Here is a 20,525-nt window from a genome sequence, read left to right on the forward strand (position 1 = left end):
GGCCGGACGGAACCGCTATAGACATACATACCGTATGTATGTAATGGTGGGTTGTATTCGTTCGGACTGGGAGGACCACATGGCAACAAGCACATCACTCGGGCCCACTCATGAGGTGGACCTGCCCGGCGGCCGCATTCGCTACCACGAGACGGGGGAGGGCGCTCCGGTCGTCTTCGTGCACGGCCTGCTCGTCAACGCGGACCTCTGGCGCAAGGTGGTGCCCGCCGTCGCCGCGGCCGGATACCGCTGCCTGGCGCCGGACTTGCCGCTCGGCTCGCACGAGATCCCGGTACCGGACGCGGAGCTGACTCCGGTCGGCGTGGCGGACCTGATCGCCGCGTTCCTCGAGCGTCTCGACCTCACCGACGTCACCCTGGTCGCCAACGACACCGGCGGCGCGATCACCCAGGTGCTGCTCACTCGCGACCGGTCCAGGATCGGCCGCGTCGTGCTCGCCTCGGTGGACAGCTACGAGGGCTTCCTGCCGCAGCCGTTCACCGCGCTTCCGCTGCTGGCGAAGGTCCCCGGGTCGATCCGCCCGCTGACCGAGGCGCTGCGCATCCGGGCGCTGCATCGACTCCCCCTGGCCCTCGGTTGGCTCACCAAACGGCCGATACCGCCCGAGATCACCGACTCCTATCTGCTGCCGAGCCGGAACTCCTCCGCGATTCGCAAAGACCTGCGGCGCTTCCTGAAGTCGGCGCACCGCCGGTACACGCTGGAGGCCGCGCGCCACTTCGGCGACGTAGACATCCCGGTGCTGCTGGCCTGGGCGCGCGAGGATCGGTTGTTCCCGGTGTCGTTCGCCGAACGTCTGGCCCGTGATCTGCCGAACGCGACGCTGAAGCTCATCGACGACTCCTACACCTTCCTTCCGGAAGACCAGCCGGAGTTGCTCACCGAATCGATTCTGGAGTTCACTCGGCTACATGCCACGCCGTAGCCAGGAAGACCGCTCTCGGGCCACCAGAGCCGCGCTCGAACAGGCGGGACGCCGCCTGTTCACCGAGCGCGGCTTCGCGGGAACCTCGGCCGAAGAGCTGGTTACCGAGGCCGGGGTCACCCGGGGCGCGCTGCACCACCACTACGGCGACAAGCGCGGACTGTTCCTCACGGTGCTGGAGCAGATCGAAGTCGAGACCACGGAAGAGATCGAAAAGGCCATCGCCGCGGTCGACTCCGATGACGTGATGGCAGGCATGGCCGCGGGGCTCGGCCTCTTCCTGGAGATCTGCCAGCGCCCCGCGATGCTGCGGATCGCCCTCACCGACGCTCCCGCCGTGCTCGGCTGGCAGGCCTGGCGCGAATTCGAGTCCGCCCACGGCCTCGGCTTGATCACCGCACAGCTCGAGCGCGCCCGCGCCGCGGGGTTGATCGCCGACGCCCCCGTTCCCGTCCTGGCCCAGCTCGTCGTCAGCGTCGTCAGCGAGGCCGCCCTGATCGTCGCGCACGCGGCAGACCGCGACCTCGCGCGTGCGCAGACCCAGCAGTCGGTGCTGCTGTTGATCTCCGGCCTCCTGCGCACCAGCGGCTGACGACTCACGACCGGCGCGCGTCGACCTCGGCCGATGGATCGATGGCGCCTCTCGGAGGTTGCGGTGCGTGCCTGCCCAACTCCGGCCATTCAGGGCCTTATCCTGCGCATATGACGGAGCAATCGGCGTGGTCGGCAGGTCGATTCCGGTGGCGCGCGGCGCTGCTGACCGTGGGTCTCGTGCTGGCGGCGGCCGGTGCCGCGACCCGGCCGTTCAGCTGGTCGGCGACCGCGATCGTGGCGGTGGCGGCGCTGGGCGCGATGGTGCCTGCCTTCCGCGCGCGAATCGAGCGGCCTCCGCGCACCGCCCGGCTCGGGCACGGGGTCGCTGTGTGGTCGGCGCTGCTGGTCGCGGCATCGGCATGGGAGGTCTACGCATTGCTGCGCCAGCCCGCCCTGAACCAGCCGAGCCGAGAACACCCGAGCTTGTCCACGCTGCTGGATCCGGCACTCGAACAGTGGCCGCTGCGATTCGCCGGATGGCTGGTGTGGCTGGGCGCCGGATGGTGGCTGGTGTCGAGATGAGCGACCGGGCCATAGTCATCACCGGTTTCTGCCTGCTCTTGGCAGTCGCGCTGACCGCGGCCGCGGTCACATGGTTGCGCCGGGACCTGGTCGCGTCTTTGGGAGAGACGATCGCGTACCTGACCAGCACCCGGGCCACGAAGATCACCGCCGTACTGGTGTGGGCGTGGCTCGGCTGGCACTTCCTGGCCCGGTGACCCCGCAGCCGAACCGCCCTTCGTTGCGCGGGTCTGTCGCTGCCGACCGGCAAGAGCGAAGCCCAGTCGGCCACCACAAACGCGCGCACTGAATCCTGAGTTCAGAAACCAACGCCCCCCGCGCACCTCAACCCCAGGTTTCGAGCGAAGCGAGACCGAGCATCCGCCGTTCGCGGCCCGGCTCGCGTTTGCGCGGCCGCCGCGTACGCGACGAAGGAGCCAGCGGCGGCCGCGCAAACGCGAGCCCCAAAGGGGCCGCGAACACGCAGCGCCGCAGGCGCTGCAATTAGACTCAGCACGTGCGTTTGTATCGGGACGAGGCGGTAGTGGTGCGCCAGCACAAGCTGGGTGAGGCGGATCGCATCGTCACGCTGCTCACACGGCAGCACGGCCTGGTGCGCGCGGTCGCCAAGGGGGTGCGGCGCACCAAGTCGAGGTTCGGGGCCCGGTTGGAGCCGTTCTCCTACATCGATGTGCAGCTGTATCCGGGGCGCACGCTGGACACTGTCACCCAGGTGCACACGATGGAGGCGTTCGCCGCCGACATCATCGACGACTACGGGCGCTACACCACCGCGTGCGCCGTGCTGGAGACCGCCGAACGCCTGGCAGGCGAGGAGCACGCGCCCGCGCCCCGGCTGCACGCGCTCACCGCGAGCGCCCTGCGCGCGATCGCGGCCAAGCAGCGGCCGCACGAACTGATCCTGGACGCGTTCCTGTTGCGTGCCATGGGTTTCGCGGGCTGGGCGCCCGCCTTGGACGAATGCGCCAAGTGCGCGACGCCGGGTCCGCATCGCGCTTTCCATGTCGCGGCCGGTGGCGCGGTGTGCGTGCACTGCCGCCCACCTGGCGCGGCGACACCCGGCCCCGGAGTGCTCGACCTGCTGGTCGCGTTGTTGCGCGGGGACTGGGAGCGCGTCGAGACGACGCCGCATACGGTGCGCAGGCAGGCCAGCGGGCTGGTCGCGGCGCACTTGCAGTGGCATCTGGAACGTCAGCTGCGCACCCTGCCGTTGATCGAGCGGTCCGGGGCGCAGCAGGAAAGGGCGCGGCCGGAGGAAGTTCGTCCGCAGCCCGCGCCGCCTACTCCACGAATTGCAGCTCTACCTGGGGCAGCTCGCTCATGACGCGGGCGCATACCGAGCGATGCCAGGTGGCCGGGTAGCGGGTGTCCGGCTCGTGCTTGGCGTAGTCGTCGTTGGTGCGATAGGTGTGCAGGCGGGGGGAGATCTCCCCGGCGTCGATGGCTTCGACCATCGCCTCGACCACCTGTTCGGTCTCGTCGGCGAGAGCGGCGAGTTCGCGAGCCACGCTGTCGGGAATCTGGAAGGCCCCTTTCTCCCATCGCTCGACAGTGCGCTCCGCGACCGCGAAGAATCGCGCGCACCAAGGGACCGGGAGGCCGAGTAATTCGCGAGTGGCCCGGAAACCTGCCGCCGTCCCGGTGCCTGGTAAATCGGTCACGTCCGAGAAACCCCTCCCCAGTATCACGATTAGGAAAAGAATAAGTCACCGACGCCGGTGGGAACTGGGGAATTCATCAGGAAGCAACGCGGCGGCAGGGCAGCGGCGGCGATCGGGCAGTATGGAGGCCGTGATCCTCCGCCGAGACTCCGCTACCGCGACCGAGCTCAAGCCCGCGGGCGCCGTCCGCCCGCCCTCGCCGCATCCGTCGGGAGCTCGACCGCCGCAATTGCCGCCGGAACTGGTGCCCAGTCACGTGGCGCTTGTCATGGACGGCAACGGGCGCTGGGCTCAGGAACGCGGATTGCCCCGCACGGCCGGGCACGAGCGCGGCGAGGCGGTGCTGATGGACACCGTCGAGGGCTGCATCGAGATCGGCGTGAAGTGGCTGTCGGCCTATGCCTTCTCCACCGAGAACTGGCGGCGCAGCCCCGAGGAGGTGCGCTTCCTCATGGGCTTCAACCGCGACGTGATCCGCCGCCGCCGCGACGAGATGCACGAGATGGGCGTGCGGGTGCGCTGGGCGGGTCGCCGCCCGCGCCTGTGGCGCAGTGTGATCAAGGAACTGGAGATCGCCGAGGAACTCACCAAGGACAACACGGTGATGACGCTCACCATGTGCGTCAACTACGGTGGCCGCGCCGAAATCGCCGACGCGGCAAGGGAGATCGCGCGCCGGGTGGCGGCGGGGGAGATCGATCCGGAGAAGGTCACCGAGGCGACGGTGGCGAAGTACCTGGACGAACCGGACATGCCGGACGTGGATCTGTTCCTGCGCCCCTCGGGCGAGTTCCGCAGCTCCAACTTCCTCATCTGGCAGTCGGCCTACGCCGAATTCGTCTACCAGGACACGCTTTTCCCCGATTTCGATCGGCGCAACCTGTGGGAGGCATGTCTGCAGTACGCTTCGCGGGACCGCCGTTTCGGCGGCACCAAGTGAACGGCGGCACGGACATGGACGCAGCGGTGACCCCGGACCAGGAGCTGCAGGCACGAGCCGGAGCCTGCCTGTCGAGTTACGGCATCGACGTGCGCGTCGACCCTGAAGGGTCGCTGGGATTCGAGTACGAGGGCGCGCTGTGCTCGCTGCGCGCGGTGAACCTGGCGCCCGGCTTGGACGTGGTGAGTCTGACCTGTGTGCTGGCCTGGGACCGGCCGCTGAAGCCGCAGTTGCACAAGCGTGTGGCCGAGCGCAACAACGCGCTGCAGTTCGGTTCGCTGACCGTGATCGGGCGCGGCCGGCTCGCCGACGTCATCCTGCGCTACACCTTCCCCGCCGCGGGCCTGGACGACCAGGCCCTCACCACTATGTTGCTGCTCGTGCTGTCCAACGCGAGCCGGTCCAGGCAAGGCCTGCTGCTGCCCTGACTTCGGCCACCACCACCGGTGGCGGTCCCCAGTTCGGCGCCGCACACTCCTGCCTGCTGTGAGGGCCGGATCAGCCGACGTCCTCCGGGTGGGCCGTTTCGCCGTAGGGGAGCAGGGTGCGCACGCCGCGCGCGAGCGTCTGCGGGTCGAGGTCGCCGATGATGAGGTGCTGGAGAATGAACCCAGGCAGCAGCCCGATGATCGCTTTGGCCACGGCGTCGACGTCGGCGTCCTCGGGTAGCCAGCCCTTGTCGCGCATGCGTTCGGCGTAGGTCACCCACAGCGCGCGCATCGCGATCATCGTCTCGCGGACCATCACCGCCGCGCCGGGATGCACCAGGGCCAGCGCCCAGGCTTGCGGCGCCAGCCGCACCGGCCCGTCCGGCCCGCTGCGCCGCACCACCTCCTCGGCGATCATGCCGATCAGCTCGGCGGGCGTGGGGAGCGGTTCGCGACCGATCGCCTGGTCCATGGCGATGCGCAGCGACACCGTCGTCTCCGTGGCGAGTGCGGTGACCAGCTCGTCCTTGCTTCTGAAGTAGCGGTACACCGCCCCGGCCGAGAGTCCGGATTCCGCGAACACGTCTTGCATGGAGGTCTCGTGGAACCCCTTGCGGGTGAAGCAGCGCCGCGCGCCGTCCAGGATCTGCAGCCTGCGGCGTTCGAGGTGCTCTTCACTGACTCGGGGCATGTCCCCAAAATAAAACGAATATCCGTTCTTGACAACCGGCGGGCCGCGTACATACGGTAGGCGCAACTAAAAAAGAACGAGCATTCGATTTTTAGGAGTAGGCCATGAACACCACACAGCGGGCGTTCGCTCTCGGTCTCGGCGCAGCCCTGCTCCAGGCGCTGATGCTGATCGCGTTCGCCTGGCCGGCCGCCAACATCGCACCCCGTGACCTGCCGCTGGCCGTCACCGGCCCGCAAGCCGCGATGGTCACCGCCAAGCTCGCCGAGTACAATCCGGGCGCCTTCGAGATCAGCACACCCGCGGACGAGGCCGCCGCCCGCGCGGCGATCGAGGACCGGGAGGTCTACGGGGCCATCGTCACCGGCGACGGGCCGCCTCGCGTGCTGGTCGCTTCCGGTGCGAGCCCCGCTGTCGCGCAGCAGCTCACCCAGATCGGGCAGCAGCTCTCCGGCGTGCCCGCCGCCCGGGTCGAGGACGTGGTGGCGGCCGACTCGGATGACCCGCGCGGCACGGCGTTCGGCGCGATGGTACTGCCGCTGGTGATGTCCGGTATCGCCGCCGGGGTGCTGCTGGCACTGCTGATTCCCGCGATCGGCGGCAAGGTGATCGGGCTGGTCACCTTCGGCGTCGCGGGCGGGTTGCTGAGCATGGCGATCGTTCAGGGCTGGATGTCGGTGGTACCCGGGTCCTACCTGGTGCTCGCGTCGATCGCCGGACTGGTGTCGTTCGCGGTCGCAGGCGCGGTCGTCGGGCTCGCCGCGGTGCTCGGGCGACCCGGTATCGGTATCGCCGCGCTCACCATGCTGCTGATCGGCAATCCGTTCTCGGCGGCCACCTCGGCGCCGGAGCTGTTGCCGCAGCCGTGGGGCGCCGTCGGCCAGCTGCTGCCGCCCGGAGCCGCCGGGTCGCTGCTGCGCTCGGCCGCGTTCTTCGACGGCGCCGCCGCGACCGGCCCGCTGGTGGTGCTGCTGGTCTGGAGCGCCGCCGCGCTCGCACTGCTGGGCGTCGGCGCGCTGCGCGGTCGTTCGGCCGAGACTCCGGCTGCGACGCGGAACCCGGTGCCGGTCAGCTGAATTCGGTCACTGCGGCGGGCCGCCCTCGGACGAGGGCGGCCCGCCGTCGGTGCGTCAACCGGACATGCCGGGCAGCGCGGCGATCACCCGTTGCGTCGGCGCGCCGTCCCGCATGTCGTGCAGGTGCCGAACACTTCGAGGGTGTGGCTGATCTCGGTGAAGCCGTGCTCGTGCGCGATCGCCTCGGCCCACGCCTCCACCGTCGGGCCCTCCACCTCCACGGTGCGGCCGCAATGCCTGCACACCAAATGGTGATGGTGGCCGGTGGAGCACTGCCGGTAGACCGACTCGCCGGAGTCGGTGCGCAGCACATCCACCATGCCCGCGTCGGCCAGCGACTGCAGCGTCCGGTAGACCGTGGTCAGCCCGATGCCCTCGCCACGTTTGCGCAGCTCGTCGTGTAGATCCTGGGCGGAGCGGAACTCGTCGATGTCACCGAGCAGCGCGGCGATGGCGCTGCGCTGCCTGGTGCTGCGGATACCGACCGGTTTCTGTGGAGCGGCCGTGTTGTCTGGCACGAATCACCCTTCCTCGGCGTGCGCGACGGCGTCGACGACGATGTGCGCCAGATGGTCGTCGACGAGTTCGTAGAGCACCTCGCGACCCGAACGCTCACCGTGCACGACACCGGCGGCCTTGAGGATACGCAGATGCTGACTGACCAGTGGTTGCGTGACCCCGAGCGCGTCGACCAATTCGTGGACGCAGCGTGGCGACTCGCGCAACTGCAGCACGATAGCAATCCGCACCGGCGCGGCCAGCGCCCGCAACAGCTCACCCGCGTCCTCCAGCACGGTGCGTGCGGGCACCGGCGCCGGGCCGGGCGACCGATACGGGTTGTGCGGCGGAGCCGCGGCGGTCTCGGCGGTCATGTCACCAACTCCTTAATGGAAAGCATTACCAGTTTGCATATGCACAGGTGCGCATGTCAAACGGGCGCGCCGAACCGTGCGGTTGAAACCGCCGCCGAGCCTGCCGATAGGCTGGGCGCAATCGCAGCGTCGACGCAAAACTATCGTGTCGAGGCGACAAGAATCCGACTCGCAGTGGATGGAGAATTCTCGCGTGGCACCCAAGTCGAAGGTGGACACCGTTGCCAACCTCGCCAAGCGCCGGGGTCTGGTGTACCCGTGCGGTGAGATCTACGGAGGCACCAAGTCGGCGTGGGATTACGGTCCGCTGGGTGTCGAACTCAAGGAGAACATCAAGAAGCAGTGGTGGCGCGCCATGGTCACCAGCCGTGAGGACGTCGTCGGCCTCGACTCGTCGGTGATCCTGCCCCGCCAGGTGTGGGTGGCCTCCGGCCACGTCGGCGTGTTCAACGACCCGCTGGTCGAGTGCCTGAACTGCCACCACCGCTTCCGGCAGGACCACCTGCAGGAGGCGTACGCGCTGAAGAACAAGATCGATGACCCGGACACGGTCTCGATGGAACTGCTCGCGTGCCCGAACTGCGGCACCGTCGGCCGCTGGACCGAGCCGCGCGACTTCAACATGATGCTCAAGACCTACCTCGGCCCGATCGAGTCCGAGGAGGGCCTGCACTACCTGCGCCCGGAGACCGCCCAGGGCATCTTCGTCAACTTCGCCAACGTGATGACGACCGCGCGCAAGAAGCCGCCGTTCGGTATCGCGCAGATCGGCAAGAGCTTCCGCAACGAGATCACCCCGGGCAACTTCATCTTCCGCACCCGCGAGTTCGAGCAGATGGAGATGGAGTACTTCGTCAAGCCGGGCGAGGACGTGGAGTGGCACAAGTACTGGATCGAGACGCGGTTCTCCTGGTACACCGAGCTCGGCATCACTCCGGAGAACCTGCGGCTGTTCGAGCACCCGAAGGACAAGCTCTCGCACTACTCGGCGGGCACCACCGACATCGAGTACCGCTTCGGCTTCCAGGGCAACGAGTGGGGTGAGCTGGAGGGCGTCGCCAACCGCACCGACTTCGACCTGAAGACGCACTCCGAGCACTCCGGCACCGAGCTGAGCTTCTTCGACCAGACCACCAACGAGCGCTACATCCCGTACGTCATCGAGCCCGCTGCGGGCCTCACCCGCTCGCTGATGGCCTTCCTGGTCGACGCATACGCCGAGGACGAGGCGCCCAACGCCAAGGGCGGCGTGGACACCCGCACGGTGCTGCGCCTGGATCGCCGCCTCGCGCCGGTGAAGGCGGCGGTGCTCCCGCTCTCGCGCAACGCCGATCTCACGCCGAAGGCGAAGGATCTGGCCGCGCAGCTGCGCAAGAACTGGAACGTCGAGTTCGACGACGCGGGCGCCATCGGCCGCCGCTACCGCCGCCAGGACGAGATCGGCACGCCGTTCTGCATCACCGTCGACTTCGAGACGCTCGAGGACCAGGCGGTGACCATCCGCGAGCGCGACACCATGACCCAGGAGCGCATCGCGCTGGACAAGGTGGAGGGCTACCTCGCCCAGCACCTGATCGGCGCCTGAGTCCGCCGTCGCGTCCCGTGGTCGTAACCGGCCACGGGACGCTGTCGTTCAGCAGCTCTTCTTGCGCGTGGTGATGCCGATCGTGGTCGGAATCAGCAGCGCGAGCCCCCAGGGCACGGCGACCCAGAACGGCCAGAAGTAGCCCGCGCCGGTGGCCAGGTAGATCGCCACGCACAGCGCGTTGACGAACACCCACGGCGTCCACATGATCGTGATCCACTGCGGAATGCCTTTGGCGCGCGCCTGCTGCGATTGCCGTTGCGCGGGAAGGTCGGACAGCAGCGGCGTCAGCTCGCCGTAGGTCTTGGCGGCGTACACCTGTTGCAGCCGTTCATCGAATTCGGGCAGCGTCAACCTGCCCTCGTTCATCGCCAACCGCAGTTGGTCGACGATCTTCTCGCGATCGGCGTCGGACGCCCGCACGTGGTCCTGACTCACGCTGTCAGCCTAAGTCACTCGGCCGAGGGTGCGGGGTGACCGTCCGTGCCAAAGGAATTCAGCGGAACGTCCCAGAACGCCAGCTCGTGCCGCAGTCCTTCGCGGAACAGATCTTCCGCGCGTGCCGGGTCGGCGCCGGACTCATCGATCATCTGCGCGCAGCGGCGGGTGAGGGCGGCGAATCCCGGATCGGCGTAGGTGTCGACCCAACGGCGGTAACGCGGTTCGGCGGGCGGGTGCTGTGCCAGCCGTGCGCCGAGCGTCGAATACCCCCACATGCACGGGTAGAGGGCGGCGAGGCCCTCGCCGTAGGACGCGGCGGAGTCCAGGAGAAACGCCGTGTACGCCGCGCACGGCGCGCCTTTGGCGGCGCCGTCGAGGTCGGCGCCGAACTCGGCCGCCAGCGAGCGATGCAGTGACAGTTCCTCGTGGTAGGTGGCGTGCGCGAGGTCGACCAGGTCGCCCAGATGGGCCGCCGGGGCCTGCCACGCGAGCCGGGCGAACACGCGGACGTAGTCGAGCAGGAACAGATAGTCCTGCTCCAACCAGGACCGGAAAACCGGCTCGGGCAGGGTGCCCTCGGCGATACCCACCACGGTGGGGTGGGCCAGCTGTTCGTCCACCGAAGGCAGACCGATCTTCTCCAGATGTGCCGCGAGACTCATACCGGCAGTCTTGCGCATCCGTCCGCCCGGTCGGTTTGCACCCGTGCCGACGGTGCCGCACCCTTGCGGAATGTTGTGGGATGAGGACGCTCCGATCCGGCCGCTGGCGCCGTCGGAGCAGCGGTTCGTGCGGCACGGCACCTACACGGGCCGGTCGGTGTCGGTGCGGGGCGGGCTCGACGTGACCGCGTTGCGGGAGGCATTCGCGGCGTTGCGGCGCGCGTATCCGGTGATCGGCTGTCGCATCGCGGAAGACGCCGCGGGACAAGGTCATCTGCTCGAAGCGAACGAGCGCGCATGGGTACCGGCTTCGGTGCGGGAAGGTGACGTGGCGGCGATCGTCATCCCCGCTGTGGATCCCGCGGTTCAACTGGCCTATCTGGACGTGGTGGGCACCGGCGCGGACGAATGGCGGGTCACCCTGTTCGCTCACCACAGCGTCGCCGATGCGGGGCATTGCGTCGAACTGCTGGCGAAACTATGGGACTGCTACACCGGCATTGTCGAGAACCAGCGTACAAGTCTTGTCCCGCAAGGGATTCCGGAATCCCTGGAGTGGTATATCGCCGCGCGGGGCATCGCCAGGGCCGCAGTCTCCGGATTCGAGGACGTGACCAAGCCGCTTCCGCCCGAAGGCAGGAGAGTGCCGCCCGACAGCGCGCAGCCCGCGCCGAGCACGCTCGCCCGCCCTCCGCGCGTGCGGCTGGACCGCGACGTGACCGCACGGATCGTGGATCTGGGCCGCAAGACCGGCGTGACGGTGAACGGCCTGCTCACCGCGGCGCTGTTGCGGGCGTACGCACGCGTGGCCGCCGGTGGCGCGACCCAGCTGGGCTGCCTGTACCCCGTGGACCTGCGCACCCGGCTGGAGCGTCCGGTCGCCGCAGCGGCGGGCACCAACATGGCCGGGCTGGCTTCGTTCGCGGCGGAGGTGGACCCCGCGGCGCACGTTCTCGAACTGGCACAGCGCGTTTCATCCCGGTTGACGCACGATCTGGCCGAAGGCGTCGTGCAGCAGTCGGTGCTGCATTTCCCGGACTACTACGGTGTCACGAGGATCCACTCACTGGCCGGGCATGTCGCGGTGACCAACACCGGGGTCGTGCCCGCGTTCCGCACGCCCGCCGGTCTCGAACTGACCGATTACGAGATCGTCTATCTCTCCGCGCATCCCCGGCCCTCCGCGGGTGCGTCGGCCGCGGTCACCTATCTCGTCTACACCTTCACCGGCAAGCTGACCGTCGGCGTGCTCGGTGGCGGTGCGCACACCGAAAACCTGCTCGAGGAGGTGCGGGCCGAGCTGACCGCGTTGTCAGCGGTGTGCGCGGGCTGATCCCGCCCGGGGCAGGCCGTGGCGGCCGAGTTGCGCGGCAGCCACGGCCTGATCTCATTTCGGCTGGACCGGCTCCTGCAACTCGGTGACCCAGCCCGCGGTGTCCTCGGTGTAGACCAGCGTCACCTCGCGGCTGGGCCCGGTGATGCGGTAGCCGTTCTCGTCGATCCAGCGTCCGAGCGCCTGCCAGGGTTCCAGGACCAGGTCCATGCTGCCGCGATGCACCACGGTGGCGGCCCGGTCGATCGCGGGCAGGTCCACCACCGCGAAATCGTGCGCGCCGTCCGGATCGAGGTCGACGGGCATCGCGGCGTGGGCGAGAATCGTGCCGTCGTCGTGCTGTTCGTAGTACGCGATACCGGGACCGACCGGCGTGACCTCGGCACGCGCCAGCCGGGCGCACAGGTCCTCGAACAACGGACCGATCACCGGCCCGATCGACCCGGGTTCGAAGTCGCCCGCGACACCGGTCACTTCGGCTACTCGGACGGCGGGGACGGATTTGATAACCACATCGTGGGCAGGCATGAAGCCCTCCTTCTCGATGACTCGGAGCCTCGTCTCGACCTGGGTCAGGCGGGCGCGGTCGCTGGTGATGCGCTGCTCGAGCTCGGCGCGGCGGAGCATCAGCATGCCGCGCAGTTCGGCGCCGCCCACCCGCTCGTCCAGGATCCGGCGCACCTGTTCGAGGGTGAAGCCGAGATCCTTCAGCGCGACGATGCGATTGAGCCGTGCCAGCTGTCCCGCCTCGTAATAGCGATAACCGCTGGCGGCGTCGACCCGGTCGGGCCGCAGCAGCCCGATCGCGTCGTAGTGGCGCAGCATGCGCACCGACACCTGTCCGTGCCTGGCGAAGTCTCCGATACTCAACATGACGGGTCCTGGTCTATGGCCTCACACGGTGTCAGGGTCAAGACGCGATCAGAATCTTCCGCCGCGACCGATCCGCCGGGAGCCCGCCGAACCGCCGTACGAGCCCGGGCTCCAGCCGCCCCCGGATCGCGGTCCGCCCCCCGCCGCCCCGCGTAGCAGCCCTTCGAGCAGGATGCCGCCCAGCACCGCCCCGGCCTGCGCGCCGCCGGACGGCCCCTGGCCCGCCTCCCAGGCCCGCACACTCGCCTGTGCCGCCCGCAGTGCGCGCCCGGCCAGATCCGCCGCCGTCTGCGCGTGCCGCAGTGCCGCGGCCGGATCGATCGCGCTCAGCCGCCGCGCCTCGTCGAGGTTGCGCTGTGCCTCCGAGAGCCGGGTGCGCGCTTCGGCGTCGACGCCGCCGCGACGAGTGGCGAGGTAGTCGGCGGCCGAGCCGATCCGCGCGCCCGCGTCGGTGAGCGCGTGACCGAGCCTGCGCACGAGGTCCTCGGCGGCGAGTTTGCGGTCGGTGGCGGAGGCGAGAGCGCGGTCGAGACCGGCGTCGGCGGTGACCGCGTCGTGGAAGGCGCTCAGCGGGTCGGTGTCCGCCGCGGCGGTCGCCTTGTCCAACACGGACTGCGCGGCGGCGCGGGCATCGGATAATTCCGGCCCACCGTAGCCGGAGAGCTCGGCGGCGGAGGCGATGTCGCGGCGCAGCTCGTCCAGCACAGCGGGCAGGCCGTCGCGGGCCTGCCGGATGGCGCCGGACGCGTTGTCGACCGCGTCGAGCAGGGCACGCGCCTGACCGATCGCGGCTTCGGCCGACCGGATGGCGGCGACCGCGCCGCCCTGCTCGCCGACCGGCTCGGCGAGGGCGGACCGTCCCTCGTCGATGTTCTGCTCCGCGAAGGCGATGCGCTCCCGCGCCATCCGCACGTTGTCCTCGATCGGCGCGAGCACACTGGCCGGATGGGTGGCGGCGAGCCGGTTCAGCTCGGCCTCCGAAGCCGGGATCCGGGCGGTGAGGTCGACGATGTCCCTGGTCAGAGCGTCCAACCGCACCGGGGCGTCGAGCAGCAGATCACGCATGGCGTCGAAGGCGGCGACCTGCGCGTCGAGGTCCCGGTCGGCGCGCCCCACCGTGCCGATCAGGTCGACCAGCAGTGCGCGCTGTTCGTCCGGCGTCTCGGTGACGGCGTCGTCGAGACGCTGCCGGAGCGCGAAAGCCTCGGCGGCAGCGGCTTTCGCGCTGTCGAGGGCAGTGCGGAACGGGACAGTGGCGGTGGTGCCGAACTCGCCCGTGGCGAGGTCGAGTTCCTCGCCGCTGGTGCGCACCGCGTTGTCGATCTCCACGAGCGCCTCGCGCGAGCGGGCGTGCAGCGCGTCCAACGGCAACGCCGACAGCGCCGTGGCGTTCTCCGGGTCCACCTGCCGCGCCGCCGCCAGCTCGGCCTCGGACCGGTCGCGCCGCCGTTTGCGCGCGTACCACACGAGACCGCCCGCCCCGAGGACGACGAGCAGACCCAGGACGAGCAGCGCCCGGCCGCTCACCCCGCCGCCGCGCATCGCCGCGTCCAGTCCGTCGGCCGTCGTGACCCCGGCATCGGCCCAACGGCCCTCGCGCAGGGCGGGCTCTACTTCCCGGATCACGAGGCCGTCGAGCTCGGAATCGCTGACGCCGCTGGGCAGTTCGCCCGCCAGCCAGTACGCGCGGTCCTCGGTGGCGACCGCCAGCAGGAGGTCCCGCTCGCCGAACCCGGACATCGACGCGGTGCGCGCGGACCAATCCTGCGGGGTGAGTCCGTCGAAGTCGCGCACGTACACGACCCACAGCCGGACCTGCTGGTGGGCGTAGAGCTGGCTCACCGCATTGCGCACCTGATCGCGCTGACTGTCGTCGAGCGCACCGGCCGGGTCCTCCACATAGGTGTCCATTCGCAGCGGTGGTTCCGCCCCGGCCGTCGCAGCCCCGGACAGGGCGATCGCGGCGAGCAGAACGCTGATCGCGAGCATGCGAGCGAAGCGGAACCGCGGCGGCAACGACATGGCACGAATCTAACTCGCTAGCATCGTTTCGTGATCACCATCGATCGCCCGTACAGCGGCCATGTGTCCCCGGATTCGAACCCGCAGCAGCGCGACGTCCCCGGCGCCCGCATCGTCAAGATGTCCGTCGGCGGCATGAACAACAACTGTTACCTGGTGCAGTGCGCCGGCACCGGCGCCGCCCTGCTGATCGACGCCGCCAACGAGGCTCCTCGCATTGCTGCCCTGATCGAGCAGGAGGCGCCGGGACAGGTCGAGCTGATCGTCACCACGCATCAGCACCGTGACCACTGGATGGCGCTGCGGGAAACCGTCGCCGCCACCGGCGCACCCACCGCGGCCCATCCGCTCGACGCCGACCCGCTCCCCGTCCGCCCGGACCGGCTGCTCGCCGAAGGCGACACCGTCACGGTCGGCGACCTCGTTTTCGAGGTCATCCACCTGCGCGGCCACACGCCGGGGTCGATCACCCTCGCGCTCACCGACGGGACGGGCCGCACCCACCTGTTCACCGGCGACTCGCTGTTCCCCGGCGGCGTCGGGCGCACCACCTCCCCGGAGGACTTCACCTCCCTGTTCACCGACGTGTCGACCAAACTCTTCGACCGATACCCCGACGACACCCTGGTCTACCCGGGACACGGTGACGACACCACCCTCGGTTCCGAACGCCCCGACCTTCCGGCCTGGCAGTCCCGGGGCTGGTAATCGGCCTGCTCGCGGGGTGGCCGGCGCTCGGAAGGCGTTCGCCCGGTGCGCGGAGCCGCTGGCCCATCGGAGCCCGAACCGACGGTTACCGGACCGTGATGCCGCTCCTGGCAGACTTGGGGCGTGGATTTGCCAACGATGCGCACCCGAGCTCTCCCGGCTCCCGACCCGGCCCGGCCGCACGGCTTCGGCGCGGGGTTGCTGCGCTGGACACGGCGACTGGTCATCGGTTCGGTCGTGATGGGGGCGGTGCTGGTCGGCGGCACCGCGTTCCGCGTGTGGCAGGTCGCGCGCATCGAGGACTACACGAAGGCCGACGCGATCGTCGTGCTCGGCGCGGCGCAGTACTCCGGAACGCCGTCCTCGGTGTTCGAAGCGCGACTCGACCAGGCCTACAAGCTGTTCCGGGCCGGTGTCGCGCCCCGGGTCATCACCGTGGGCGGCAAGCAGGAGGGCGATCTGTTCACCGAAGCCGCTTCGGGCAAGAACTACCTGCAGGCGCGCGGCGTGCCCGGCGACAAGATCCTCGCCGTCGAAACCGGTTCGGACACTCTGCGCAGCGTCGAGGCCGTGGCGACGGCGATGCGGGCGCGGGACATGTCGTCGGCGGTGCTGGTCAGCGATCCCTGGCACTCGCTGCGCACCCGCACCATGGCCAGGGACGAAGGTCTGGCGGCGTGGACCGCGCCGACCAGGACCGGCCCCGCGGTCTACACGCGCGAATCCCAGGCGCACGGCATCGCCCGGGAAACCGGCGCCCTGCTCTGGTATCAGCTCACCCACTTCTCCGCGGACTTCACCTACACGGCGGGGCAGTGAGACGAGATGAGCGCCCGATATACCGATCACGACACCGAACGCCTCGTCATCGAGGGCGCCAAGATCGCGGGGCTCGGCCCGCCGCGCAGTGAGTTCGAAACCGGCCATCGCACCGAGTTCGCTCGTGACCGCGCCCGCGTGCTGCACTCCGCGGCCCTGCGCAGGTTGGCCGACAAAACGCAGGTGATGGGTCCCCGCGACGGAGACACCCCGCGCACCCGGCTCACCCATTCCCTGGAAGTCGCCCAGATCGGCCGCAGCATCGCCGACGGCCTCGGCTGCGATCCGGACCTGGTCGACCTGGCCGGGCTCGCCCACGACATCGGCCACCCGCCCTACGGCCACAACGGGGAGAAAGCCCTCGACACCTTCGCCGACGCATACGGCGGGTTCGAAGGCAACGCGCAGAACCTGCGCATCCTCACCCGCCTCGAACCCAAGGTGCTCGAGCCCGACGCCACCAGCGCGGGCCTCAACCTCACCCGCGCCGCACTCGACGCGGCGATCAAATACCCGTGGGGTCGAATGGGTCCCGGCACCAAGTTCGGCGCCTACGAGGTCGACATCGAGCGCCTGGAGTGGATCCGCAAGGGTGCGCCGGACCGTCGCCGCAGCCTCGAATGCCAGATCATGGACTGGTCCGACGACGTCGCCTACTCGGTGCACGACGTCGAGGACGGCGTCATCGCAGGCCGGATCGACCTGCGCGCGCTGGCCGACCCCACCGAGCAGGACGCGCTGGCGGCGCTGGGTCAGTTCCAGCACTCGCTGGCGGCCGACGAACTGATCGCCGCCGCGCAACGGCTGTCGGAACTGCCGGTGGTCGCGGCGGCGTCCGGCTACGACGGCACGTTCACCGCCTCGGTCGCGCTGAAGCGTCTCACCAGCGAGCTGGTCGGCCGTTTCGCCACGGCGGCGATCATGGCGACCCGGGAGGTGGCCGGGCCGGAACCCGTGTCCCGATACGCCGCCGACCTGGAAGTGCCGCGCATCGTCGCCGCCGAGGTGGCATTACTGAAAACCGTCGCGTTGCGCTACGTGATGTCCGACTCGGCGCACCAGTTGCGGCAGGCCGCACAGCGCGAACGCATCCTCGCTGTGGCCGATCGGTTGCTCGCGACCGCCCCGGACAGTCTCGATCCGGTGCTGCTGCCGTTCTGGAATGCCGCGCGCGACGACACCGCCCGCGTGCGCGTCGTGGTGGACCAGATCGCCTCCTACACCGAAAGCCGCTTGGAGCGAGTGGCGGTCCACCTGAACGCCTAGGGCGCATGGCGGCGCCGAGGTCACGCCGACAGGTCGGTGGACTCCGGCAGGTCCGTGGGCTCGGGTACGTCGGTGGGCTCGGGCAGGTCGGTGGACTCCGCGCGCGCCATTTTCACCAGTGCCGCATGCAGTTCCTTCGCCGACGCCCCCGCGCGATCTCCACGCAGGACCACCTCGGTGAAGCCCTCCACCAGAGCCCGGCCGGGGTCCAGCAGACCGGCGCCACTGCCGCCGCGGAGAAGGGACTCGTTGATCAACGTTCGCAACGCTTCTTGCCGGGCCCGGAAACCACCCGCGGCGTCCAATGCCCTCGCGAATTCCCGTACGACCGTCGAATACACCGGCCGCTCCACAGGCCCGCGCCTGCGAAATCTCCTTCGCGTTTGCTGTGTTGCCGTCCCGGCCGGCGGCTGCGGGGCAGCTTTATCCAGGACGATCCACACCTCAGCCGATCCCTCCGCCATCGTCGTGGGTTTCGGCCTCGGACGCGATTCCGGATCGTCGGTGAGCTCCACCCCCCGCAGCGGAATCGGGTATTTCGCCAGCAGGTCATCGATGGCGGAAACGATCTCACGAACCGCGTGCACGTCGACATCCACGGCATCGAACCCGACGAGCTTCAGGCCGTGCCGCTCCGACATCTCCTGCGCGATCCGATCCACCTCGGACGTGTCGGTGGTCTGCGGGGTGAGTGGGGGGCGGTGCCTGGTATTTGTCCGCTCGTTGGGTGTGGGGGTGGGTCGTTGTTCGGGTGGGGAGTGGTGGGTGCGGTTGTGTTGCGGTGTGGGGGCAGGTGAATGTTCGGGTGGGGAGTCGCGGGTGCGGTCGCTTCGCGGGGCGAGGGCGGCCGTTGCGGGGGCCTGCCGACCAGACGCGTGTTCGGCCGAGCCTGGGGTCCGCTGGATGGGCGCCGGGTGATTCGGAGTGCCGCTCTCGTTGTTCGATGCGAGGTCGATCCGCTCGATGGGGGTGCAATCGTCGGTTCTCCCGCCAGCTGCAATGTCGTCCGCGGCCTCGGACTGCTGGGCGGGTGCGGAGTCGTAGGTGGTGTCAGGCTGTCGGATTGGTGCCGGCCCCCATGGGGTGGCGGACTCGGTAGCCCTGGGATCGGTCTGCTGGATGGCGGCCTTGTCGCCGGTCCTTCCGTCGGCTGCGATGTCGTCTGTGGCTTCGAACTGCTGGGTGGGTGCCGGACGCCGCGGGGTGGCGGACTCGGTGGATCGGGGAAGGGTTCGCTGGACCGATGCCGATGCGAGGCAGTTCGCCAGGTCGATCGGTGAGATGAGTTCGGAGCGGTGCTCGTTATCGGCTCGCGCCGGGGAGTCGTCCGCGATGGTGCGTGCTGGGCGGCTCGTGGTGTCGGTCCGCTCGATAGCCACCGGTTCGTCGGCGGTGTCGATCGGGGGGACGGGCTCGGCTCCATGCGCGGTGTCGATTTCTGCGACGGATGGGGAGGCGTCTGCGGTATCGAGCTGCCCCGGGTCGGCCTGGGGGACAGTTGAGCTGGAGTCTTTCTGCCTCGGCACGAAGTGCCGTGGGGTGTCGGCGCGTTGTGCGGCCGTGCCCTGTATGTGTTCGGTTCGCTGGCCGAACTGGCCGGGCGGGCGGTGATGCGGAGTAGCGCTCTGTTCGACGGGTACGGCGGCGGTGCGCTTGATGGGCGGGAACCCGTCTGCCGTCAGCGGGACGGGCTCGTGGCGCGGTGCGGTGTCGGTTTTTGTCGGGTCGTCGGCGGTGCGGCTAGGGCGGTGCGGTGTGAAATCGTCAGAGTCGGTCTGCCGGACAGGCGGATTGCCGCCGTCTTCGACGGGCGCGGCGGTCGTGCGTTGAACGGGGACGAAGCCGTGGGTCCTTGGCGGGACGGGCTCGGGGCGGGGTGCGGTGTCGGTCTTTGCTGAGTCGTCAGCAGTGCGGCTAGGTCGACGCGGCGGGAAATCGTCCGGGTCCGTCTTCTGGGGCGGTTCATGGTCGGGTGGGACACCGGTCCGCGAGACGGTCCCGATGTGGTCGATGAGGCCGTTCTGCGCCGCCTCACGCGGGGGTGCGTCGCCGAACTGGGAAGTGAGCGAGGAACCGGTCTCGGTTCGCGCGGACTCGTCGGCGAAATCTGCCTGTCGGATCGGCGCGGAGTCGCTCGGCGGGGCAGATGCGGTGGGCGCTGGGTAGCCGGTCCTATGGATCGGTCTCGAGTCGTCGGCGGCATCGATCTTCCGGCGCGCTGCGAGACCGTCGGCATGGGTGGTCCGCGCTGCGGATTCGTGCGTAGTGCCGGTCTCTCGCGTGGACGCGGGGCCTGAGGTGATGGAGGTCCGTCCGGCCGACCGGGGCGCATGGAGATTGTCGATCTGTGAGCTCGGTGCTCCGCCGGTCCGCCGGATCGGTGCGGAGTCGACGACATCGGGCGGTTGGATGGCCACGGTATCGGCCCGCTGGACGGGTGCCGGGGGGTCTACGTACTCGGTCCTCCGAATCGGCGCCGAGTCGGCTGAGACCGCGACTTGCGGGGCCGGGATGTCGTCGGCGCTATCGGTTCGCCGGACGGAGCCGGAGTCGCCGACGGTGCCGGTCCGCCCACGGGTGAACTCGAATTCCGAGCGACGCGACGCGGCCGGTTGCCGTGCGGGCCCGGGCAGTTCTGCGATCGGGACGCCCGTCGCGCGGGGCGCGGACACTCGAACCGGCGTGCTGGGCACGGTCGGGCACGGCCTGACGACGCGCCTCGACCAGGGCGTCGCCGGAGGTCGCCGCGACCACGGGGTGGGCATCGCTTTGCGATCGGCCTCGGCCGACGATTCGGCGGCGGGCTCCTGGGCGATAACCGCTTCGGTTCGCGCCGCAACCGCCTGTTCGTCGTGGTGGTCGCCGCTGACGAGCGCTTCCGCGGACGCGATGGTTGCCTTCAACTCGCCGACCGTGCGCGCGGCCTCCGCGATGAGTCGCTCCAGGGTCGACACCATCGCGCGCAGTTCGCGCGTGTCGATCCGCGACGGCTGACTCACGATGTCTCCCGCTTGTCCTCATCAGGTCTTGCCGCGGTGCGCCGGCCTGCGCCGACACTCTGATCTCGCATCGCCGAAAGCAGACTG

The 20,525-nt window shown here is 69.6% G+C and carries 23 protein-coding genes; 14 read left to right on the top strand and 9 right to left on the bottom strand.

The window, feature by feature from the left end:
- Nucleotides 1–79: 79 nt before the first annotated feature.
- The 5 genes from ON19_RS08610 (at nucleotide 80) to recO (ending at nucleotide 3,386) form a co-directional block, all read left to right on the top strand.
- Nucleotides 80–946 (top strand): alpha/beta fold hydrolase, encoded by an 867-nt coding sequence (locus ON19_RS08610; RefSeq protein ID WP_043688753.1) that lies wholly within the window; start codon nucleotides 80–82, stop codon nucleotides 944–946.
- Nucleotides 933–1,538, top strand: coding sequence for a TetR/AcrR family transcriptional regulator (locus ON19_RS08615; RefSeq protein ID WP_043688754.1), 606 nt, complete (start codon nucleotides 933–935; stop codon nucleotides 1,536–1,538). The genes ON19_RS08610 and ON19_RS08615 overlap by 14 nt, the downstream gene beginning before the upstream one ends.
- Before the next feature lie 110 nt (nucleotides 1,539–1,648).
- On the top strand, nucleotides 1,649–2,062 hold the full coding sequence (locus tag ON19_RS08620) for a hypothetical protein (RefSeq protein ID WP_043688755.1): 414 nt from the start codon (nucleotides 1,649–1,651) through the stop codon (nucleotides 2,060–2,062).
- Nucleotides 2,059–2,259 carry a DUF6186 family protein gene (locus ON19_RS08625; RefSeq protein ID WP_043688756.1) on the top strand — a complete coding sequence of 67 codons (201 nt, stop codon included), beginning with the start codon at nucleotides 2,059–2,061 and terminating at the stop codon, nucleotides 2,257–2,259. Before ON19_RS08620 ends, ON19_RS08625 begins: the two co-directional genes overlap by 4 nt.
- Nucleotides 2,260–2,558: 299 nt before the next feature.
- Nucleotides 2,559–3,386, top strand: coding sequence for a DNA repair protein RecO (recO, locus tag ON19_RS08630; RefSeq protein WP_051168657.1), 828 nt, complete (start codon nucleotides 2,559–2,561; stop codon nucleotides 3,384–3,386).
- On the opposite strand, the gene ON19_RS08635 is transcribed toward recO, so the two are convergent.
- On the bottom strand, nucleotides 3,343–3,723 hold the full coding sequence (locus ON19_RS08635) for an Aca2/YdiL-like domain-containing protein (RefSeq protein ID WP_043688757.1): 381 nt from the start codon (nucleotides 3,721–3,723) through the stop codon (nucleotides 3,343–3,345). The two genes, recO and ON19_RS08635, sit on opposite strands and share 44 nt — an antisense overlap.
- A 121-nt stretch (nucleotides 3,724–3,844) precedes the next feature.
- Between ON19_RS08635 and ON19_RS08640 the strand changes: the two genes are divergently transcribed.
- Nucleotides 3,845–4,663, top strand: coding sequence for an isoprenyl transferase (locus ON19_RS08640; protein ID WP_043688759.1), 819 nt, complete (start codon nucleotides 3,845–3,847; stop codon nucleotides 4,661–4,663).
- A 14-nt stretch (nucleotides 4,664–4,677) separates the two neighbouring features.
- A complete protein-coding gene (locus ON19_RS08645) occupies nucleotides 4,678–5,091 on the top strand; it encodes a YbjN domain-containing protein (protein ID WP_043688871.1) in 414 nt (137 codons plus the stop codon).
- Nucleotides 5,092–5,161: 70 nt separating this feature from the next.
- Here ON19_RS08645 and ON19_RS08650 read toward each other — a convergent pair whose 3' ends face one another.
- Nucleotides 5,162–5,782, bottom strand: a complete 621-nt coding sequence (locus tag ON19_RS08650) for a TetR/AcrR family transcriptional regulator (protein ID WP_043688760.1) — start codon at nucleotides 5,780–5,782, stop codon at nucleotides 5,162–5,164.
- Between the two features lie 104 nt (nucleotides 5,783–5,886).
- Here ON19_RS08650 and ON19_RS08655 point away from each other — a divergent pair, with 104 nt between their 5' ends.
- Nucleotides 5,887–6,858, top strand: coding sequence for a hypothetical protein (locus ON19_RS08655; protein ID WP_043688761.1), 972 nt, complete (start codon nucleotides 5,887–5,889; stop codon nucleotides 6,856–6,858).
- Nucleotides 6,859–6,941: 83 nt separating this feature from the next.
- Here the strand turns inward: ON19_RS08655 and ON19_RS08660 are convergent, their stop codons facing one another.
- A complete protein-coding gene (locus tag ON19_RS08660) occupies nucleotides 6,942–7,376 on the bottom strand; it encodes a Fur family transcriptional regulator (protein WP_043688762.1) in 435 nt (144 codons plus the stop codon).
- Nucleotides 7,377–7,379: 3 nt separating this feature from the next.
- A complete protein-coding gene (locus ON19_RS08665; protein WP_043688763.1) occupies nucleotides 7,380–7,730 on the bottom strand; it encodes an ArsR/SmtB family transcription factor in 351 nt (116 codons plus the stop codon).
- A 193-nt stretch (nucleotides 7,731–7,923) separates the two neighbouring features.
- Between ON19_RS08665 and ON19_RS08670 the strand changes: the two genes are divergently transcribed.
- Nucleotides 7,924–9,315: a glycine--tRNA ligase gene (locus ON19_RS08670; RefSeq protein WP_043688875.1), complete on the top strand. Its 1,392-nt coding sequence runs from the start codon at nucleotides 7,924–7,926 to the stop codon at nucleotides 9,313–9,315.
- A gap of 48 nt (nucleotides 9,316–9,363) precedes the next feature.
- On the opposite strand, the gene ON19_RS08675 is transcribed toward ON19_RS08670, so the two are convergent.
- Nucleotides 9,364–9,753 carry a DUF1707 domain-containing protein gene (locus ON19_RS08675; RefSeq protein ID WP_051168658.1) on the bottom strand — a complete coding sequence of 130 codons (390 nt, stop codon included), beginning with the start codon at nucleotides 9,751–9,753 and terminating at the stop codon, nucleotides 9,364–9,366.
- Nucleotides 9,754–9,767: 14 nt separating this feature from the next.
- Nucleotides 9,768–10,418 (bottom strand): TenA family protein, encoded by a 651-nt coding sequence (locus tag ON19_RS08680; RefSeq protein WP_051168659.1) that lies wholly within the window; start codon nucleotides 10,416–10,418, stop codon nucleotides 9,768–9,770.
- 70 nt (nucleotides 10,419–10,488) lie between these two features.
- Between ON19_RS08680 and ON19_RS08685 the strand changes: the two genes are divergently transcribed.
- Entirely contained in the window at nucleotides 10,489–11,751 is a 1,263-nt protein-coding gene (locus tag ON19_RS08685; RefSeq protein WP_043688764.1) for a phthiocerol/phthiodiolone dimycocerosyl transferase family protein, read from the top strand.
- A 54-nt stretch (nucleotides 11,752–11,805) separates the two neighbouring features.
- Here ON19_RS08685 and ON19_RS08690 read toward each other — a convergent pair whose 3' ends face one another.
- Both ON19_RS08690 and ON19_RS08695 read right to left on the bottom strand, forming a co-directional pair.
- Nucleotides 11,806–12,624: a MerR family transcriptional regulator gene (locus ON19_RS08690; protein WP_043688765.1), complete on the bottom strand. Its 819-nt coding sequence runs from the start codon at nucleotides 12,622–12,624 to the stop codon at nucleotides 11,806–11,808.
- A 48-nt stretch (nucleotides 12,625–12,672) separates the two neighbouring features.
- Nucleotides 12,673–14,646, bottom strand: a complete 1,974-nt coding sequence (locus tag ON19_RS08695) for a TPM domain-containing protein (RefSeq protein ID WP_051168660.1) — start codon at nucleotides 14,644–14,646, stop codon at nucleotides 12,673–12,675.
- Between the two features lie 30 nt (nucleotides 14,647–14,676).
- Here ON19_RS08695 and ON19_RS08700 point away from each other — a divergent pair, with 30 nt between their 5' ends.
- The 3 genes from ON19_RS08700 (at nucleotide 14,677) to ON19_RS08710 (ending at nucleotide 17,439) form a co-directional block, all read left to right on the top strand.
- Complete coding sequence (locus ON19_RS08700; protein ID WP_043688767.1) at nucleotides 14,677–15,354, top strand: MBL fold metallo-hydrolase; 678 nt, start codon at nucleotides 14,677–14,679, stop codon at nucleotides 15,352–15,354.
- A 138-nt stretch (nucleotides 15,355–15,492) separates the two neighbouring features.
- Nucleotides 15,493–16,173, top strand: a complete 681-nt coding sequence (locus ON19_RS08705; protein ID WP_043688880.1) for a YdcF family protein — start codon at nucleotides 15,493–15,495, stop codon at nucleotides 16,171–16,173.
- Nucleotides 16,174–16,179: 6 nt separating this feature from the next.
- On the top strand, nucleotides 16,180–17,439 hold the full coding sequence (locus tag ON19_RS08710) for a deoxyguanosinetriphosphate triphosphohydrolase (protein WP_043688768.1): 1,260 nt from the start codon (nucleotides 16,180–16,182) through the stop codon (nucleotides 17,437–17,439).
- A 20-nt stretch (nucleotides 17,440–17,459) separates the two neighbouring features.
- Here ON19_RS08710 and ON19_RS41695 read toward each other — a convergent pair whose 3' ends face one another.
- Nucleotides 17,460–18,818 (bottom strand): hypothetical protein, encoded by a 1,359-nt coding sequence (locus tag ON19_RS41695; RefSeq protein WP_157229627.1) that lies wholly within the window; start codon nucleotides 18,816–18,818, stop codon nucleotides 17,460–17,462.
- Nucleotides 18,819–20,121: 1,303 nt separating this feature from the next.
- Between ON19_RS41695 and ON19_RS41700 the strand changes: the two genes are divergently transcribed.
- A complete protein-coding gene (locus ON19_RS41700; protein ID WP_157229628.1) occupies nucleotides 20,122–20,433 on the top strand; it encodes a hypothetical protein in 312 nt (103 codons plus the stop codon).
- Nucleotides 20,434–20,525 lie beyond the last annotated feature (92 nt).

This window comes from Nocardia abscessus NBRC 100374, from assembly GCF_000308455.1.
Classification (GTDB): domain Bacteria; phylum Actinomycetota; class Actinomycetes; order Mycobacteriales; family Mycobacteriaceae; genus Nocardia; species Nocardia abscessus.

What these genes read in the sequence shown, in the direction of transcription:
- ON19_RS08610 (WP_043688753.1), top strand. Translation starts at nt 80, where the DNA reads ATGGCAACAAGCACATCACTCGGGCCCACTCATGAGGTGGACCTGCCC.
- ON19_RS08615 (WP_043688754.1), top strand. Translation starts at nt 933, where the DNA reads ATGCCACGCCGTAGCCAGGAAGACCGCTCTCGGGCCACCAGAGCCGCG.
- ON19_RS08620 (WP_043688755.1), top strand. Translation starts at nt 1,649, where the DNA reads ATGACGGAGCAATCGGCGTGGTCGGCAGGTCGATTCCGGTGGCGCGCG.
- ON19_RS08625 (WP_043688756.1), top strand. Translation starts at nt 2,059, where the DNA reads ATGAGCGACCGGGCCATAGTCATCACCGGTTTCTGCCTGCTCTTGGCA.
- ON19_RS08640 (WP_043688759.1), top strand. Translation starts at nt 3,845, where the DNA reads ATGGAGGCCGTGATCCTCCGCCGAGACTCCGCTACCGCGACCGAGCTC.
- ON19_RS08645 (WP_043688871.1), top strand. Translation starts at nt 4,678, where the DNA reads ATGGACGCAGCGGTGACCCCGGACCAGGAGCTGCAGGCACGAGCCGGA.
- ON19_RS08650 (WP_043688760.1), bottom strand. Translation starts at nt 5,782, where the DNA reads ATGCCCCGAGTCAGTGAAGAGCACCTCGAACGCCGCAGGCTGCAGATC.
- ON19_RS08655 (WP_043688761.1), top strand. Translation starts at nt 5,887, where the DNA reads ATGAACACCACACAGCGGGCGTTCGCTCTCGGTCTCGGCGCAGCCCTG.
- ON19_RS08665 (WP_043688763.1), bottom strand. Translation starts at nt 7,730, where the DNA reads ATGACCGCCGAGACCGCCGCGGCTCCGCCGCACAACCCGTATCGGTCG.
- ON19_RS08680 (WP_051168659.1), bottom strand. Translation starts at nt 10,418, where the DNA reads ATGAGTCTCGCGGCACATCTGGAGAAGATCGGTCTGCCTTCGGTGGAC.
- ON19_RS08685 (WP_043688764.1), top strand. Translation starts at nt 10,489, where the DNA reads ATGTTGTGGGATGAGGACGCTCCGATCCGGCCGCTGGCGCCGTCGGAG.
- ON19_RS08690 (WP_043688765.1), bottom strand. Translation starts at nt 12,624, where the DNA reads ATGTTGAGTATCGGAGACTTCGCCAGGCACGGACAGGTGTCGGTGCGC.
- ON19_RS08695 (WP_051168660.1), bottom strand. Translation starts at nt 14,646, where the DNA reads ATGTCGTTGCCGCCGCGGTTCCGCTTCGCTCGCATGCTCGCGATCAGC.
- ON19_RS08705 (WP_043688880.1), top strand. Translation starts at nt 15,493, where the DNA reads ATGCGCACCCGAGCTCTCCCGGCTCCCGACCCGGCCCGGCCGCACGGC.
- ON19_RS08710 (WP_043688768.1), top strand. Translation starts at nt 16,180, where the DNA reads ATGAGCGCCCGATATACCGATCACGACACCGAACGCCTCGTCATCGAG.